This is a genomic window from Actinomadura luzonensis, assembly GCF_022664455.2.
Taxonomy (GTDB): domain Bacteria; phylum Actinomycetota; class Actinomycetes; order Streptosporangiales; family Streptosporangiaceae; genus Nonomuraea; species Nonomuraea luzonensis.
The window spans coordinates 1,392,811-1,409,358 of sequence record NZ_JAKRKC020000001.1; the positions used below are offsets into that span (position 1 = coordinate 1,392,811).

Sequence of the window (16,548 nt, forward strand, 5' to 3'; positions counted from 1 at the left end):
CGCGCCGTATGCTGGCACCGACATGACACGATCGGCTTTCCTCCGGGCCCGCCGGCCCGAGCACAAGGAGCAGCGACGCCAGGCCATCCTCGACGCCGCCCGCGAGCTCGCCGCCGCCTCCGGCGTGCGCAACGTCAGCCTGGGCGCGGTGGCGGAAGCGGTCGGCCTGGCGAAGTCCAACATCGTGCGCTATTTCGGCACCCGGGAGGAGATCTACCTCCAGTTGCTCACCGAGGAGTGGCACGCGTGGGCGGCGGCCGTCGCCGACCGCCTGCTCCCCGGCCCCCGCCCTGACGCGGCGGAGGCCGTGACGGCTCTCGCGGAGACGCTGGTGGCGCGCCCGCTCTTCTGCGACCTGCTCAGCCACAACTCCACCACCCTGGAGCACAACGTCTCCGTCCCGGCCGCGCACGCCTTCAAGCGCACGGTGGTCGGGCTGATCGCCGAGCTGGGCGCGCGCGTCGCGCCGGCGGCCGGGCTGACGCCCACCGAGGCCGCCGAGCTGGTGGGCGCCGCCGCCGGTCTCGCCGGGATGCTCTACCCGGCCGCCAACCCCTCCCCCACTCTCGCCCAGGTCTACGCGCAGGACCCCGAGCTGGCCGCCACGTGCCCGCCCTTCCTGCCCACGCTCGTCCGCGCGCTGCGGGCGCTCGCCGCCGGGCTGCCCACGCTGCGCTGAAAGTTTCAGCGGCGTCCAGCGCATTCGCCGGCTTCTCCGCAGATTGCTGTACATGCGGGCGGTTTGCCCCCACCGTGTTTGCCTAACCGGTTAACACTGGAGAAGGGACCCTCATGAGCAGACCCCTCGGGCTCGTGGCTGCGGCGCTCCTGTCGCTCCTCGTCTCGATGCTCGCCGTCCCGGCCCCCGCGCACGCCGCGGTCGGGCTGCGGGTCAGCGGCACCAAGATCGTGGAAGCCAACGGGAACGCGTTCGTGATGCGCGGCGTCAGCCACGCCCATACCTGGTACGCCAGCCAGACGAGCTCCTTCGCCAACATCAAGGCGCTGAAGGCCAACACCGTGCGCGTGGTGCTGAGCGGCGGCCGGTGGACGCCGAACTCCACCTCCGACGTGGCCAACGTCGTCGCGCTCTGCAAGCAGAACCGGTTAATATGCGTGCTCGAAAACCACGACACCACCGGGTACGGCGAGCAGAGCGGCGCGTACACGCTCGACCAGGCCGTCACGTACTGGAACAGCGTGAAGAGCGCGCTCACCGGCACCGAGGACTTCATCGTCATCAACATCGGCAACGAGCCCTACGGCAACAACAACGTCTCCGCCTGGACCAGCGCCACCACCTCGGCCATCACCCGCATGCGCGGACTCGGCTTCCAGCACCTGCTCATGGTCGACGCGCCCAACTGGGGCCAGGACTGGCAGTTCACCATGCGCGACAACGCCGCCGCGGTCGCCGCCGCCGACACCCAGCACAACACCGTGTTCTCCATCCACATGTACGGCGTCTTCGACACGGCCGCCGAGATCAACGCCTACCTGGACGCCTTCAAGAACGCCGGGCTGCCGCTGGTCATCGGCGAGTTCGGGTTCAACCACTCCGACGGCGACCCCGACGAGGACACGATCATGGCCCAGGCGCAGCAGCGCGGCGTCGGCTACATCGGCTGGTCGTGGAGCGGCAACGGCGGCGGCGTCGAATACCTCGACATGGTCACCAACTTCGACCCGAACGCCCTCACCTCCTGGGGCCAGCGCATCTTCAACGGCGCCAACGGCATCGCCGCCACCTCGCGCGAGGCCACGTTCTTCAGCGGCGGCAGCCCCGACGTGACCCCGCCGACCACGCCCGGCACGCCGTCGGCCGCGAACATCACCGCCTCCGGCGCCACCCTCACCTGGACGGCCTCCACCGACACCGGCGGCTCCGGCGTCGCGGCCTACGACGTCTACCGCGAGCAGGGCGCCACCGACCCGCTGCTCGGCACGACCGCGACCAACTCCATCACCCTGACCGGGCTGACGGCCAACACCCAGTACCAGGTGTACGTACGCGCCCGCGACGTCGCCGGCAACCCCTCGCTCAACTCCGCGGCGACCACGTTCACCACCCTGAGCGGCGGCGGGAACCCGGGCGGCGGCTGCACGGCGGCCGGCACCGTCCAGAGCCAGTGGGGCGGCGGCTACGTCGTGCAGCCCGTCACCGTCACCAACACCGGCACCTCCGCCACCACCGGCTGGACCGTCACCTTCACCCTGCCCGCCGGCCACACCCTCGCCGGCTCGTGGAACGCCACGGTGAGCGTCAGCGGCCAGACCGTCACGGCCAAGAACGCCGGCTACAACGGGACGCTGGCGCCGAACGCCTCCACCAGCTTCGGCTACCAGGTCAGCCGGCCGTCCGGCAACACGTCCACCGTCTCCTCCTACACCTGCGCCACCTCCTGACCCGTCCCGTGCGAGTGGCCCTCCCCTTTCGAGGGAGCGGGAGGGCTCCTCGAACGGACGTCCCTTTCCGCCTCCGAGGGCGGGGGCTCCTTTGAGGGGGTCGGCGTCCCTGCGGGGGCTGGCGTCTCAGGGAGACGGGCGTCCCTGCGAGGCGGGTCTCCCTGAGAGACGGGCGTCGCGGTGGGGTGGGCGTCCCGGCACGTCGTCGCCAGGGGTGGCGAGGTGGGCGAAGGCGATCGCGGTGGGGAGGGGGTCGGGGGGAAGGGTGAGGAGGACGGTGCGGGCGGCGGCGGGGTCGAGCGGTACCGCGTGCACGCCCGTCACCTGGGCGGGCAGCGACAGCTCGGGGACGACGCTCACCCCCAGCCCTTCGGCGACCATGGCGAGGATGGTGCCGGTCTCGCGCACCCGGTAGTGGCACTTCAGCGAGGCCCCGGCCGCCTCCGCGAGCGCCGTGATCAGCGGTTCGCACCCGCCGCTCGACATGATGAACGGGTGCCGCGCCAGCTCCTCCACCGGCACCGACACGCGGACGCCGAGCGGGTGCCCGCTGGGCAGCACGGCCAGCATCCGGTCGGCGGCGAGGGTCCGCGCGGTGAGCCCGGCGAGGGGCGGCCCGGCGGCCAGGACGGCGACGTCGGCCGCGCCGGTCTCCAGCCACTCCAGCACCTCGCCGTCCGACCCCTCCATGACGGCCTGCCGCACCCGCGGGAGCGCGGCGCAGCGCGTGGCTGACGGCGGACTGGGTGGTGGCCGGCTCCGCGGCGGCGCGGGTCATGTTGCCGGTCCTCGCGACCGCGCACAGGATCCTGAGCTGGGTGAACGTCACAGCGCCGCCCGCAGCAGGCCGGTGACCAGCGGGTGCGGCGCGCCGGGCCGAGAGCGGGTCTGGGGCACGAACAGGGTGGCCACGTAGTACGGGTGGCCGGGCAGCTCCAGCACCCGGGCCTCGCCGTCGGCGTCCACGCCGGTCACCAGGAAGCCGCCCTCGTGCAGCAGCCCCTGCCGGGCGGGGTCGAGGCCGAAGTCGCAGTAGTACTCCTCGTCCGTCTCGCCGCGCCCGTAGAGGGCGGCCGCCCGGGAGCCGGGGGTCAGGGTCACCGGCAGGGTCTTGCCGGCGAGGGAGCAGGTCAGCTCGGAGACGAAGAGCGTGGAGGCGTACGGGTCGTACTCGGCGTGCTGGGCGTCGGCGTAACCGAGCACGTGGCGGGCGTACTCGATGATCATGTGCTGGCAGCCGCCGCACGTCCCCAGGGTGGGGACGCCGTGCTCGCGCCCGTGCCGGAGGGCGGCGAGCGCGCCGGCCAGGCTCCGGTACGGGCTGCCGGGCGCGCACCACAACACGTCGGCGGCCGCCACCTCGGCGAGGCCGGACGCCAGCGGTTCGGTGGGCAGCCAGCGCACGTCCAGCTCGACGCCGAGATGGGCGGCGGCGTGCGCCAGGGCGTCGTCGGTGGCCGCGTGCGGGCGGAAGGCCGGGTCGCGGTCGCCGATGACCGCGACCCGCAGGGACGTTCGGTGCATGCCGCCACTATGCGGTGTCCGGCCGGGCCCCGCCAATGCCGGACCCCGCGACCCCCATGAGCGGAAGCTCAGGTCAGCGCCTCGGACGGGGTGCCCGTGAGCGGCAGCATGACCTCGACCCGGGTGCCCGCGCCGGGCTCGCCGCTGACCACGCAGATGCCGCCCAGCTCGGCCGCCCGCTCCCGCATCGACCCGAGGCCCACCCCGGACCGGACGCTCTCCGGCAGCCCCTTGCCGTCGTCGGCGACGAGCACCCGCAGCACCGACCGCTCGCGTTGCAGCACCACCCGGGCGTTGGAGGCCGCCGCGTGCTTGCGCACGTTCGTCAGCGCCTCCTGGACGATCCGGTAGACGGCCACCTCGACGGCGGCGGGCAGGTCGCCGAGGTCGCCCTCGACCTCCACCTCGACCGCCGTGTGCCCGGCGAGGTCGCGCACCGCCCGCGCCAGGCCGAGGTCGTCGAGGGCGGGCGGGCGCAGGCCGTAGACCAGCTCGCGGATGTCGCCGGTGACGGCGGCCATGCCGTTGTGCAGCTCGCGCAGCAGCTCGTCGGCGGTCTCGGGGGCGTTCTTGAGGCTGATCCGGGCCATGTTGATCGTCATGGCCATGGCGGACAAGGTCTGGCCGAGCCCGTCGTGCAGGTCGCGGCGCAGCCGGCGGCGTTCCTCCTCGCGGGTGGTGAGGATGCGCTCGCGCGAGCGTTGCAGGTCGGCGGCCATCCGCACGGCGTGCGCGACGTCGGCCGCGTACGGGGTGAGCGTGGCGAGCACCCGCTCGTTGTGCGCGGCCGGGAAGCGGCGCGGCCCCGGCGGCCCGACCAGCAGCCGGCCGACGCGCTCGCCGTGCCAGATCAGCGGCACCTCGCGCGGGTGGTCGCCGACCCGGCCGCTCTCGACGTAGCGGGGCTCGCCGTCGGCGACCTCGACGGCGACGCCCTCGACCGCGAGCCCGTCGCGCAGCACGCCGACGACCGAGGTCAGCGCCTTGGCGGGGTCGCCGCGCCGGACTGCCTGGGTGAGGCGTTCGGCGAGCACGGCCGGGTCGCCGACGGCCCCGTACAGCAGCCGGTCCACGGCCCGCTGGAGCACCCGGCGCAGCGGCTGGAAGAACGCCCCGGCGAACAGCGCGGCCGCCACCCCGGCGACCTGCCCGTAGCCGGAGACGACCAGCCCGGACAGCGCGCCGGCGCCGAAGTACACGGCGCTGACCACGGCGACCAGCCCGGCCGCCACGAAGGCGCGGCTGATCACGGTGTCGATGCCGTAGAGCCGGTAGCGCATCACCGAGAACGCCACCGCGAACGGGATGGCCGCCGCCCACACGACCGCCGCCCACAGCAGGCCCTCGGTGAAGGCCGCCGCGACCAGGAACACGATGTACCCGGCGAAGGCCAGCAGCGGCCAGCCGATCTGCCGGCGCAGCTCGGGGCCGGCCCGCCGCAGCCGGACCGCCAGCGACAGCGCGGCCAGCGCCATCGCCGTGTAGATGCCGGTCCAGCCCACCGCCGACAACACGCCGGTGTACGGGGTCAGCGCCTCGACCGCCAGCGGGTTGGGGATGACCTCCGGGTACGGGTACCCGCCGGGCGGCGGCGGCTCCCTGAAGGTGTTGCGGACGAACGTGATCGTGATGGCCGCCCAGCCGAGCAGCAGGGCGGGCCGCCAGCGCGGCGACGGCAGCCGCCCGTCGGGCGAGTACAGCGGCAGCAGCATCGTCAGCGTGAGCCCGCACACCGCCCAGCCGAGGTTGGCCGGCAGCCGCAGCCAGCCGGCCAGCGTCATGTCCCCGGCGGCGGCGGCGCGGAACATCAGCGCGTTCGCCAGGTCGCTGAGCGCCGCGGCGAGCCCGCCCGCGCTCATGAGCCAGGCCATGTTGAGCCGCGGCCGGTGCACGATCAGGAACGCGCCCACGGCCGGGAAGGTCAGGGCGACCGCCGACTGCGGCGAGATCGTGCGCTCCGGCGTCCACTCGGCCGGCAGCCCGGCCCACACCAGCCAGGAGACGACGCCGAGCACCGGCGACACGGCCGCCATGGTCATGGCGAGCACGCGGGCCGGCGTGGCTTTGCCGATGTCGTCGGCGAGTTGGCCGGCCATGCGCTCTCCGCTTCTCCGCTCCCCGGATTCGGGTAGCCAATATAAGCGCTGTCGGACGGTTGTCACGCGGCCCGGCCGCGCCCGCCGGCTCCGTGTCCCCCTCAGCCGATCGGCAGCCAGACGCGCATGGTGGCGGGCCCCCGGTTGCCCCAGCGGTGGTAGGGCACCAGCCGCAGCCCGGCGTCCGCACCCGAGGGACGCCCGTCCGGGGCGGCGCCGTACGGCCAGGAGCGCGGCTCGCCGCCGCCCAGCGCCGCGGCCACCTCCAGCTCGACCACGCCGTCCACGTGGTGCTCCACGGGCGGCGCGACGCGGGCGGTGAGGTCGCCGAGCGGCGGCTCGTCGGCCACCGACTCGGCGCAGTACACCAGCGGCCCGCGCTCGACGGCCGCGCTGCCGCGCAGCGCGTCGATGCGCCGGTCGGGGTAGGTCCAGCGCGGCGTCATCGGCAGCTCCAGGCGCAGCTCGTCGCCGGCCCGCCAGGGCCCGTCCGCGCTCGCGTAGCCGGGGGCGACCTCGCGCACCGCGCCGCCGCGCGCGAGCCTCGCGCCCGCCGCCCAGGCCGGGACGCGCAGCGCGATCCGGCCCATGCCGCCCTCCAGCACCCGGACGGTCACCGCGCCGTCCCACGGGTAGCCGGTCTCCACCCGGACCGCGAGGCGGCCGTGCCGGATCTCGGCCGGCGTCGGGTGGTGGATCTGGATGCCGTCCGCGGTGGCCGTGGCCACGTAGGCGGGCAGCGAGGCCAGCGTGCGGGCGATGTTGTGCGGGCAGCACGAGACGTCGAACCAGGGCGAGCGCAGCCCGCCCTCCGGCGCGTGATTCACGCCGTCGAGCGGCACGGCCGGCACCCGTACCTGGAGCGGGTTGGCGTAGAAGAACGAGCGGCCGTCCAGCGCGAGGCCGGTGGCCAGCATGTTGTACAGGGTGCGCTCGGTCAGGTCGGCGTAGCGGACGTCGCCGGTGGCCAGCAGCAGCCGGTGCGCCAGCATGATCGAGGCGATGCTCGCGCAGGTCTCGTTGTAGGCGCGGTCCGGCGGCAGCTCGTAGTCCTCGCCGAAGGACTCGTCGGCGTGCCGCGAGCCCATGCCGCCGGTCAGGTGGGTGCGCCGCGCGATCGTGCGCTCCCACTGCGCCTCGACGGTCTTCAGCAGCTCCTCGTCGCCGGTCTCGATCGCCACGTCCACCACGCCCGAGGCCAGGTACAGCGCGCGCACGGCGTGCCCGCGGAACACCTGGGCCTGCCGGACCGGCAGGTCGTCCTGGTAGTAGGCGCGGCCGAACGGGATCTCGGCGAGCGCGGGCAGGCCGCGGCGCTCGACGAAGCGGCGGGCCATCTCCAGGTAGCGCTCGGCCCCCGTCGCCCGGTACAGCTCGACCAGCGCCATCTCGATCTCCGGGTGGCCGCAGGTCTCGGTGCCCTCCATGAAGCGGCGGCACACGTGGTCGGCGGCCCGCGTCGCGACCCGGGTCAGGGTGTCCTCGCCGTGCGTGCGCAGCCGGGCGACGCCCGCCTGGATGAGGTGGCCGTAGCAGTACAGCTCGTGCCCCCACTCCAGGTCGGTGTAGCGGCTGCCGGACCAGCGGGTGTTGAGGTAGCCGTCGCCCTCCTGGGCCTGGGCCACCGTCTCGGCCAGCGCGGGCAGCGCCGGGTGGCCGGCCCAGGCCATGGCCTCCAGCAGCTTGTAGACCTCCGAGTCGCTGAACTCCCGGCCCCGGCGCGGCCGCTCGCCCCGGAAGTTGGGGATCCAGCCTTCGCGCTCGTCCCATTCCAGGCAGTGGCCGATCGTGACCTCGCGGTTGAGCGCCACCCGGTCGCCCCAGAAGCCGGGCGCGAGACGTACGGAGTCGAGGCCGAGGGGGGACAGGACGCCCGTGGAGGGCAGGACGGGGTTAGCCACGCAGAGCTCCTGACATGAATCCGCGCACGTAGTGGCGCTGCAGCACGATGAACAGGACGAGACAGGGGATGGCCATGACCATGACGCCGGCCTGGAGCATGCCGTAGTCGATGGCGCCGAACGTCTGCTGCGTCATGCTGACCACGGCCACCGGCAGCGTGAACGACGAGCCGTCGTTGAGCAGGATGAGCGGCGCGAAGAAGTCGTTCCAGGAGGCGAGGAAGGCGAACAAGGCGACCGTGATCAACGCCGGCCGCACCGCGTGCAGCAGGATCCTGGTGAACGCCAGGAATGTGCCGCAGCCGTCCACCAGCGCCGCCTCCTCCAGCTCGCGCGGCAGCGCCTCGAACGCGTTGCGCATCATGAACAGCGCGAACGGCAGCTGGAACATCACGAACACCAGCGACAGCCCGACCAGGCTGTTCTGCAGGCCGAGGTGGCCGAGCAGCACGTAGAGCGGGATGAGGACGGTCGCGTACGGCACCATGAGGATCGCCAGCGTGGCCAGGAACAACACGTTCTTGCCGGGGAAGTCGAAGCGGGCGAAGCCGTAGCCGCCGAGCGCCGAGACCACCAACGTGCCGGTCACGGTCATGGCGGCGACCAGCACGCTGTTGGTCGCGTACGTGCCGAGGCCCTCGCCGAAGCGGGCCATCTCCAGGTAGTCGGACGGGTCCTCCAGCGAGGCCCAGCCGCTCCACACCAGCGGGAACAGGAACAGCACCGCCAGCGCGGACAACGTGAGGTACCTGCTCATCGCAACCTCCGCATCAGGAACGCGTTGAGCCCGACGAGGGCCGCGAGCAGCACGACCGAGATGGCCGCGGCGCCGCCGAGGTCGAAGCGGAAGAACGCGTCCCGGTAGACGACCATGACCATGGAGACCGTGCTGTTGTCCGGGCCGCCGTTGGTGAAGACGAAGAACTGGTCGAAGGCGAGCAGCGAGCCGGTCACGCTGAGGATGAGCATGAGGGCGAGCGTCGGGCGCAGCAGCGGCAGGGTGATCCTGGTGAAGATCTGCCGGCGGCCCGCGCCGTCGCTGCGGGCGGCCTCGTACACCTCGGTCGGGATGGCCTGCAGGCCGGTGAGCAGGATCAGCATGTTGAACCCGGCGAAGCGCCAGATCACCAGCGTGATCGTGGAGAACAGCGCCATGTTGGGGGTGCCGATCCACTTGACCGGCTCGCGGGTCAGGCCGATCGCCTGGAGCATCGGGTCGATGGGGCCGAAGTCGTTGTTGAGCATGCCGTAGAACAGCAGCGCCGCCGCGGCGAAGCCGACCGCGCCGGGCAGGAAGAACGCGGTGCGGAAGAAGCCGATGCCGGGCCTGCGGTCCTGCACCAGCAGGGCCAGGCCGAGCGCCACCGCCGACAGCAGGACGGTGGTGAGCACGGTGTACTTCAGCGTGAAGACCACCGCGTCGGCGAAGAGCGGGTTGTCCAGGATCTTCGTGTAGTTGTCCGGAGCGTTGAACGTGGCGCTGCCGAGCAGGGGCCACCGGTTGAGCGACATCCACACGACCAGCACCAGGGGCGCGACGAAGAGCACGCCCACGATGACGGCCGTCGGGGCCGCGTACAGCCAGCCCTGGGCCTTCCTGCTCCGCCACCACCGGGCGGGCGGCCTGGAGCGCGCCGCCCGCCCGGCCCGGTCGATCGTCAGCGTCATTGCTGCAGCGACTTCGTGATCTCGGCGTTGAGCTGCGGCAGCTTGGCCGGGTCGCCGAAGACGGCCTCGCGGGCGTAGCGCAGCCACGGGCCCTGCGGGTCGTTGTAGGTCTGGCCGAAGCGCAGGGCGTACGGGGTCCGGCCCTTGCCCACCAGCGAGTTGATCAGCACCACGCGCGGGTCCTCGGCGGAGTACTTGTTGCTCGCCAGGTCGGTGCGGGCGAGCACGTCCTTGTTCTTGGCCATGACCTCGACCTGGGCCTGGTCGCCGACCGTCCAGGACAGGAACTCCCAGGCGGCGTCGGCGTTCTTCGTGGTGGAGCCGATGCCGATGGAGTCGCCGCCGACGAACGTCGACTCGCCGCCGTCGGGGCCGGCGATGGGGGTGACGCCGATCCTCATGTCCTTGGGCATCAGGCCGAGCGTGGTCGAGGGCATCGGCATGACGCCGATCTCGCCCTTGGGGAAGAAGCCGGTCCAGGTCGGGCCCTGCTCCTCCTTGGCGGTGGGGCCGGTGGCCTTCTTCTCGTACAGCTCGCGCCAGATCTTGAAGACCTCCAGCATCGCGGGCCGGTCGTTGAGCGACTGGGTGCCCTCGTCGTTCATGACCTGGGCGCCGGCCGCCCAGACCGAGGGCCAGAAGGTGAAGACGTAGCAGCCGCCGCAGTTGCCGCCGAAGAAGGTGCCGTGGACCTTGCCGTCCTTGCCCAGCTTCTCCTGCACGGCGGTGGCCTGCTGGGCGAACTCCTTCAGCGTCTTCGGGCCCTTCTCGGGGTCGAGGCCGGCCTTCTCGTACAGGTCCTTGTTCCAGAACCAGACGGACAGGTCGAGGGTGTGCGGCAGCGTGTACATGCGGCCGTCGAGGGTGCCCAGCTTCATGTGCGAGGGCGCGAGCTTGTCCTTGAACGGCAGGGCGGCGATCCTGTCGGTGACGTCCAGGAACAGGCCCTGGGAGGTGTAGTTCGGTACGAAGATGACGTCGGCCGCGAACACGTCGGGCAACTGCCTGGCGCCGGCCGCGGCGGCGATGCGCGGCTGGTAGTTGTCGGTGGGGATGACGGTGAGCTTGACCTGGTTCTTGTGGGTCTTGTTGTACTCCTGGACCAGCCGCTCGCTCTGCGTCTGGGTGGCCGCGCGGGTCCACATGGTGATCGTCACCGGGCCTGCCGCGGCCTGGGTGCCGCCGCCCTCGCCGCCGTTGCCGCAGGCCGCCGCCGTGAGCGCTAACACGCCGAGGAGGGAGATCCCGGCCAGCCTTCGTCTCATCATGTGCTCCTGGACTTAAAGGTTTTCGGAAACGTAGAAGAAACGTGGACCTCTGTCAATGGGTGCTAGGGTTGCTTAGCAGTTCATGACGGGGCCGACGAGCCGACCGAAAAGGGTTTCAAAACATGGCGACTAAGCGGGCGACCATCAACGATGTGGCCTCGCTGGCGGGGGTGTCGATCGCCACGGCGTCCAAGGCGCTGAACGGGCGGCAGGACGTACGGGCCGCCACGCGCGAGCGCGTGCTCGCCGCCGCCGCCCAGCTCTCCTTCCAGCCGAACGCCCTGGCCAGAGGGCTGCTGTCCGGCCAGACCCGCACGGTCGGCCTGCTCACCTCCGACAGCGTGGGCCGCTTCGGCATCCCCGTGCTGCTCGGCGCGGAGGACGCCTTCGGCGCCGGGGAGATGGCCGTGCTGCTCTGCGACGCGCGCGGCGACGCCATCCGCGAGCAGCACCACCTGCGCGCCCTGCTGTCGCGCCGGGTCGACGGGCTCATCGTGGTGGGCGAGAGCACCGACCCGCGCCCCTCGGTCAGCGCCGACCTGCCCATACCGGTCGTCTACGCCTACGGCCCGTCGGAGGACCCGGAGGACGTCTCGTTCGTGCCCGACGACGTCGGCGCCGCCGCCATGGCCGTCGGCCACCTGCTCGCCCTCGGCCGCCGCCGCGTCGCCCACATCACCGGGCCCGCCCACTACAAGGCCGCCCGCGACCGCGAGGCGGGCCTGCGGCTCGCCCTGGAGGAGGCGGGCCTGCCGCAGACCGGCCAGACCCTCTCCGGCCCGTGGTCGCAGCGCTGGGGCCGGCACGCCGCCGAGATGCTGCTCATGTCCGAGCCCGAGGTGGACGCCGTGTTCTGCGGCAGCGACCAGATCGCGGCCGGCTTCGTCGAGGCCGCCAGGGAGCGGGGCCGGCGGGTGCCCGACGACATCGCCGTGGTCGGCTACGACAACTGGGAGGTGCTCTCCACCGAGACCCGGCCGGCGCTGACGACCGTGGACATGAACCTGGAGTCACTGGGCCGGACGGCGGCCCAGCACCTGTTCGCCGCGATCGACGGCAAGGCGACGCCCGGCGTCCACAAGATGCCCTGCCAGCTCGTCATCCGCGACTCCACCTCACCGCCCGGCATCTCCTGACCCGGCACACCACCCATCGCGCCGGGCCCGCCGGGCGGCGACGAAGAACGGGGTGGCCAGCAGGGTGGCGGTGGCCGTCCAGGCGGGGAGCGAGGGGCCGAAGTGCCAGCGGGCCAGCGGGCCGACCACCAGCAGGTAGAGGGCGTACCAGAGGATCGCGGCGGTCACCAGGCGCCGGAGGGCGGTGGCCGGGGTGACCGGGCGGCGCATCCCCCACCAGGCCGCGAGCAGGGCGACGAGGCCGAAGGAGCCGGTGAGGCCCGGCGCGACGGCGTGCTCCGCCCACGCCGTCTCCAGCAGCACGACCCAGGCGATCGACACCACGCCGAGCAGCGCCGGGACGCCGCCGCGCCACCGTCCGAGGCGGAGGGCGCTCTCCGCGTGCTCATTGCCGTTCCGCATCCGATGTCATATACCGCCCGGGCGGCTCGGGAGGCAACAGCGGACGGGCCCCGCGGGCCGGGGCAGGGGCCGGCGGATGGTTTGCTATACGCATGCCTGATCTCGTAGTCGACGGCGGCGGCAAGCTGTGCGTGCAGCTGCTCATCGAGCTGCGCGGCCACGTGCGCCGCGCCGGCCCGGGAGCCGTGATCCACCTGATCGCCACCGATCCGGCCGCGCCCGTCGACCTGCCCGCCTGGTGTCACCTGACCGGGCACACCTATCTGGGGCCGGTGGAGGGGGCGGAGCGGCCGACGTTCGCGTTGCGGGTGGCGGAGACGGCGCAGGAGACGCAGGACGCGCGGCCGTGGCACGTGGCTTGACCGGTTAATGGGGTCCTCCTGCGGGTGGCCTAGAGTAGACGTGGTTACCCGGTTCAGAGAGGGAGTCCGTGAAGCGACCGACGATCGCCGACATCGCCAGCCGGGCGGGCGTCTCCAAGGTGGCGGTGTCCTACGCGCTCAACGGGCAGCCGGGGGTGTCGGAGGCGACGCGGGCCAGGATCGTGGCCATCGCCGAGGAGATCGGCTGGCGGCCCAACAGCGCCGCCCGCGCGCTCAACGGCGCCCGCGCCGACTGCGTCGGGCTCGCGCTCTGCCGGCCCGCGCGCATCCTGGGCGTGGAGCCGTTCTTCATGGAGCTGATCAGCGGCATCGAGGGCGTGCTCGCCGACCGCTCGTACGCGCTGCTGCTCCAGGTCGTCACCAGCCACCAGCAGGAGAGCGAGGTCTACCGGCGCTGGTGGGGCGAGAGCCGCATCGACGGCGTCTTCCTCGTCGACCTGCGCACCTCCGACACCCGCGTCGGCGAGCTGGAGCGGCTCGGCATGCCGGTCGTCGTCATCGGGCACCCGTCGGAGTCGGGGTCGCTGTCGTCGATCTGGTCGGACGACGGGCAGGCCGTCCGCGAGACCGTCGGCTACCTCGTGGCGCTCGGCCACCGGCGCATCGCCCGGGTGGCGGGGCTGCCCGAGCTGGTGCACACGGCGGTGCGCGACCGGGCCTTCGCCGAGGCGTGCCAGGGGGTCGCCGAGCCGGTCACCGTGCACACCGACTACACCGGCGAGGAGGGCGCCCGCGCCACCCGCCGCCTGCTCAGCGCCCCCGACCGGCCGACGGCGATCATCTACGACAACGACATCATGGCGGTGGCCGGGCTGTCGGTGGCGCAGGAGATGCGGGTGGAGGTGCCGCGCGACCTGTCCATCGTGGCCTGGGACGACTCGCCGCTCGCGCAGGTGGTCCGGCCGCCGCTGACGGCCCTGACGAGAGACATCCCGGCGTACGGGGCGCACGCGGCGCAGCGGTTGCTGGCGTTGATCGCCGGGGAGAGCGTCCCGCCGTACGAGGACCAGGCGGCGGCGCTCACGCCGCGCGGCAGCACCGGCCCGGCCCCCGCCTCCGCGTAGCCCGCCGAGGCGCGCGGGTCACGGCACGTACCACGGGCCGGGCTGGCGGCTGGCAGACCGCGTGGCCCGACCCGCGACACGTGCCGTCCCCTCCTTCGCGGCAGCGACGTCGGCAGGTCCTGCGGAGCCGTCCCAGCGTCCCCCGCGCCGGAACGGCTCCTAGCATCACTGAGCGCGCAGCCGGGCGCCTGAGTACGTCCATACCTAAACGAATCCCACCGAACGGCCCTCCCGCGCACCCGTTGACAAATTTTTTTGTCGGCAGCTACTCTCAACCCATCGAAGCCAAGGAGGCCACCCCCATGACCGAGATCCGCTCCGCCGACGGCACCCGCATCGCCACCACCCGCACCGGCGCCGGCCCCGCCGTGATCCTGGTCGACGGCGCCATGAGCCACCGCGGCCAGAGCATCAACGACGGCCTCGCCACCGTGCTCTCCGGCACGTTCACCGTCTGGACCTACGACCGCCGCGGCCGCGGCGAGAGCGGCGACACCGCCCCCTACGCCCCGGAACGCGAGATCGAGGACCTGGCCGCGGTCATCGAGGCGGCCGGCGGCCCCGTCTTCCTCTACGGCACCTCCTCCGGCGCCGCCCTGGCCCTCGCCGCCGCCGACGCCGGCCTGCCGATCCGCCGTCTCGCCCTGTACGAGCCCCCGTTCATCGTGGACGGCACCCGCCCCGCCATCCCCGCCGACTACCTGTCCAGGCTCGACGAGCTGCTGGCCGCCGGCCGCCGGGCCGAGGCCGTGCGCTACTTCATGCGGAAGGGCGTCGGCCTGCCGGGGCCGGTGGTGGCGATGATGCGGTTCATGCCCGCCTGGCCCAAGCTCAAGGCGGTGGCGCACACGCTGCCCTACGACGCCGCCTTCGTCGCCGCCTACGAGCAGGGCCGGCCGTACCCGGCGGGGAGCTGGCCGGGGGTGAAGGTGCCGGTGCTGGTCATGGACGGCGGCAAGAGCCAGGCGTGGATCCGCAACGCCGCCCGCGCCCTGGCCGGCGTGCTGCCCGACGCCGAGCACCGCACGCTCGACGGCCAGACCCACATCGTCAAGCCGGAGGCGCTGGCCCCCGCGCTCACGGCGTTCTTCCACGAGTAAGGCCAGGTCTCAGGGGTAGGCGGCGGTTATGACTGATGGCCTTGACACCGACACGCTCTGGGAAGAGTTCCACCGCACGGTCAACATGAACTCCGAGGAGCTGCGCTCGTACCTGCTGACCGACGCCTCGGACGAGGCGGGCTTCCCGCCCGACCCCGACCTCGGGATCGACGAGCTGGGCCGGGGCGTGCTGCACGTCCTGGGCAAGCGCAAGGGCGACCTCACCAAGGACGACCTCGACGTGATGCGGCAGGTCGTCGAGCTGGTCGAGACCCTCGGCGACCGCACGGACGACGAGTCGCGGCGCGAGCTCATGTCCGTCGGGCACGACCCGCTGCGGGGCTGACCACGTGCGCGGGCCTGGGCCCTGGGTCGAGGGGTACGTGCGGGCCTGGGCCTCCAACCGTCCCGACGACATCACCGCCCTGTTCACCGACGACGCGCTCTACTACGCCGAGCCGCACCGCGAGCCGTGGCGTGGGCACGCCGAGATCGTCGCCAGGTGGCTGGAGCGCAAGGACGAACCGGGCGAGGCGGACTTCGCGTGGCGGCCGGTGTGCGTGACGGACGACACGGGCGTCATCCAGGGGATGACCACTTATCCCGACAAGACCTACAGCAATCTCTGGGTGATACGGTTCGCACCGGATGGCCGGTGCCGGGAATTCACTGAATGGTGGATGAGACACGACGCCAGATGATGCAATGGGCCGCACCCGTCGTCGCCGCCTCCTCCCGCATCCGTCCGCATCCGTCTTCATCCGAGGAGATCCGTTGAGAGACAACCTCGACCTCGCCGCGAGCGCCCAGGAGCTGGCCGACGCCGCCCCGACGGGATCGATCGACCGCGCCGCCGCCTCGTCCGTGGCCATCACGCTGGCCACCACGCGCGACATCGAGCAGGCCAGGCAGACGCTGGGCGGCCTCTCCCCCGAAGAGGTGCGCGCGGCCGCGCTCGAACTCTTCGACCGGCTCTCCACCAGCTCCTAACCGCCGAGCCGGGCGCGCACCGCCCGGCGGGCGAGATGCCCGGCCTCGGGGTCGCGGTGCAGCTGGACGGCGTGGTTGAGGGCCATGACCAGGCCCGTCAGCTCGAAGGCGAGCAGGTCGGCGTCCGTGCCCGAGGGCAGGTCGCCGGCCTCCGCGGCGCGCCGCGCCTCCTTGCGCAGCCGCGCGCGCCACGCGGCGAAACGGGCCTCGACGGCGTCGCGCACCGGCCCCGGCCTGCCGTCGAACTCGTGCGCCGCGGCCACGAAGAAGCACCCGCCGGGGAAGACCTCGCGCTCCAGGTAGGAGATCCACGCCTCGCAGAGCACCCGGAGCCGGGGCAGGCCGGGCGCGGCCTGCCGGGCCGGCTCCCAGACCTCGGCGCGGAACACCTCGTCCGCGCGTTCCAGGACGGCGAGCTGCAACGCCTCCTTCGTACCGAAATGACCCAGCACGCCGGACTTGCTCATGTCCAGCTCCAGAGCGAGCCGGCCGATGGTCAGCCCTTCGAGCCCTTCGGCGGAGGCGATGGCGACCGAGCGGTCGAGGATGGCCGAGCGGGTGCCGAGCGCCTCGGCGGCGGATCTGCGCGGGCTCATGGCCGACACTTTAG

General features: G+C 72.8%; 17 protein-coding genes and 2 pseudogenes. 9 read left to right on the forward strand and 10 right to left on the reverse strand.

The window, feature by feature from the left end; genetic code table 11:
• Positions 1 to 22 precede the first annotated feature (22 nt).
• The gene (locus MF672_RS06615) at positions 23 to 679 is read left to right on the forward strand and encodes a TetR/AcrR family transcriptional regulator (RefSeq protein WP_242374808.1); all 657 of its coding nucleotides are present in this window, start codon (positions 23 to 25) and stop codon (positions 677 to 679) included.
• A gap of 113 nt (positions 680 to 792) precedes the next feature.
• Positions 793 to 2,406, forward strand: a complete 1,614-nt coding sequence (locus MF672_RS06620; RefSeq protein ID WP_242374807.1) for a cellulase family glycosylhydrolase — start codon at positions 793 to 795, stop codon at positions 2,404 to 2,406.
• Between the two features lie 126 nt (positions 2,407 to 2,532).
• Here MF672_RS06620 and MF672_RS06625 read toward each other — a convergent pair.
• The 8 genes and pseudogenes from MF672_RS06625 to MF672_RS06655 all read right to left on the reverse strand — a co-directional run.
• A pseudogene (locus MF672_RS06625) lies at positions 2,533 to 3,114 on the reverse strand (LysR family transcriptional regulator substrate-binding protein); the annotation flags it as partial.
• Positions 3,115 to 3,133: 19 nt separating this feature from the next.
• A pseudogene (locus tag MF672_RS52055) lies at positions 3,134 to 3,235 on the reverse strand (LysR family transcriptional regulator); the annotation flags it as partial.
• A complete protein-coding gene (locus MF672_RS06630; protein ID WP_242374805.1) occupies positions 3,232 to 3,930 on the reverse strand; it encodes a CTP synthase C-terminal region-related (seleno)protein in 699 nt (232 codons plus the stop codon). The pseudogene MF672_RS52055 and the gene MF672_RS06630, both read right to left, overlap by 4 nt.
• A gap of 68 nt (positions 3,931 to 3,998) precedes the next feature.
• Positions 3,999 to 6,026: a sensor histidine kinase gene (locus tag MF672_RS06635; protein ID WP_242374804.1), complete on the reverse strand. Its 2,028-nt coding sequence runs from the start codon at positions 6,024 to 6,026 to the stop codon at positions 3,999 to 4,001.
• 101 nt (positions 6,027 to 6,127) lie between these two features.
• A complete protein-coding gene (locus MF672_RS06640) occupies positions 6,128 to 7,927 on the reverse strand; it encodes a glycoside hydrolase family 127 protein (RefSeq protein ID WP_242374803.1) in 1,800 nt (599 codons plus the stop codon).
• Positions 7,920 to 8,684, reverse strand: coding sequence for a carbohydrate ABC transporter permease (locus MF672_RS06645; protein ID WP_242374802.1), 765 nt, complete (start codon positions 8,682 to 8,684; stop codon positions 7,920 to 7,922). The genes MF672_RS06640 and MF672_RS06645 overlap by 8 nt, the downstream gene beginning before the upstream one ends.
• Complete coding sequence (locus tag MF672_RS06650) at positions 8,681 to 9,595, reverse strand: carbohydrate ABC transporter permease (protein ID WP_242374801.1); 915 nt, start codon at positions 9,593 to 9,595, stop codon at positions 8,681 to 8,683. The genes MF672_RS06645 and MF672_RS06650 overlap by 4 nt, the downstream gene beginning before the upstream one ends.
• A complete protein-coding gene (locus MF672_RS06655) occupies positions 9,592 to 10,860 on the reverse strand; it encodes an ABC transporter substrate-binding protein (RefSeq protein WP_242374800.1) in 1,269 nt (422 codons plus the stop codon). The genes MF672_RS06650 and MF672_RS06655 overlap by 4 nt, the downstream gene beginning before the upstream one ends.
• Before the next feature lie 125 nt (positions 10,861 to 10,985).
• On the opposite strand from MF672_RS06655, the gene MF672_RS06660 reads away from it, so the two are divergent.
• Positions 10,986 to 11,999 carry a LacI family DNA-binding transcriptional regulator gene (locus MF672_RS06660; protein ID WP_242374799.1) on the forward strand — a complete coding sequence of 338 codons (1,014 nt, stop codon included), beginning with the start codon at positions 10,986 to 10,988 and terminating at the stop codon, positions 11,997 to 11,999.
• On the opposite strand, the gene MF672_RS06665 is transcribed toward MF672_RS06660, so the two are convergent.
• The gene (locus MF672_RS06665) at positions 11,979 to 12,401 is read right to left on the reverse strand and encodes a hypothetical protein (protein WP_242374798.1); all 423 of its coding nucleotides are present in this window, start codon (positions 12,399 to 12,401) and stop codon (positions 11,979 to 11,981) included. The two genes, MF672_RS06660 and MF672_RS06665, sit on opposite strands and share 21 nt — an antisense overlap.
• A gap of 92 nt (positions 12,402 to 12,493) precedes the next feature.
• Between MF672_RS06665 and MF672_RS06670 the strand changes: the two genes are divergently transcribed.
• The 6 genes from MF672_RS06670 to MF672_RS06695 all read left to right on the forward strand — a co-directional run bounded on the left by MF672_RS06670 (position 12,494) and on the right by MF672_RS06695 (position 15,938).
• Positions 12,494 to 12,763, forward strand: coding sequence for a sulfurtransferase TusA family protein (locus MF672_RS06670; protein ID WP_242374797.1), 270 nt, complete (start codon positions 12,494 to 12,496; stop codon positions 12,761 to 12,763).
• 68 nt (positions 12,764 to 12,831) lie between these two features.
• A complete protein-coding gene (locus tag MF672_RS06675) occupies positions 12,832 to 13,848 on the forward strand; it encodes a LacI family DNA-binding transcriptional regulator (protein ID WP_242374796.1) in 1,017 nt (338 codons plus the stop codon).
• A gap of 302 nt (positions 13,849 to 14,150) precedes the next feature.
• Positions 14,151 to 14,948 carry an alpha/beta fold hydrolase gene (locus MF672_RS06680; protein ID WP_242374795.1) on the forward strand — a complete coding sequence of 266 codons (798 nt, stop codon included), beginning with the start codon at positions 14,151 to 14,153 and terminating at the stop codon, positions 14,946 to 14,948.
• Between the two features lie 28 nt (positions 14,949 to 14,976).
• On the forward strand, positions 14,977 to 15,294 hold the full coding sequence (locus MF672_RS06685; RefSeq protein ID WP_242374794.1) for a DUF3140 domain-containing protein: 318 nt from the start codon (positions 14,977 to 14,979) through the stop codon (positions 15,292 to 15,294).
• A gap of 37 nt (positions 15,295 to 15,331) precedes the next feature.
• Positions 15,332 to 15,649 (forward strand): nuclear transport factor 2 family protein, encoded by a 318-nt coding sequence (locus MF672_RS06690; protein ID WP_242374793.1) that lies wholly within the window; start codon positions 15,332 to 15,334, stop codon positions 15,647 to 15,649.
• A 73-nt stretch (positions 15,650 to 15,722) separates the two neighbouring features.
• Positions 15,723 to 15,938, forward strand: a complete 216-nt coding sequence (locus MF672_RS06695; protein WP_242374792.1) for a hypothetical protein — start codon at positions 15,723 to 15,725, stop codon at positions 15,936 to 15,938.
• Here the strand turns inward: MF672_RS06695 and MF672_RS06700 are convergent.
• On the reverse strand, positions 15,935 to 16,534 hold the full coding sequence (locus MF672_RS06700) for a TetR/AcrR family transcriptional regulator (RefSeq protein WP_242374791.1): 600 nt from the start codon (positions 16,532 to 16,534) through the stop codon (positions 15,935 to 15,937). The two genes, MF672_RS06695 and MF672_RS06700, sit on opposite strands and share 4 nt — an antisense overlap.
• Positions 16,535 to 16,548 lie beyond the last annotated feature (14 nt).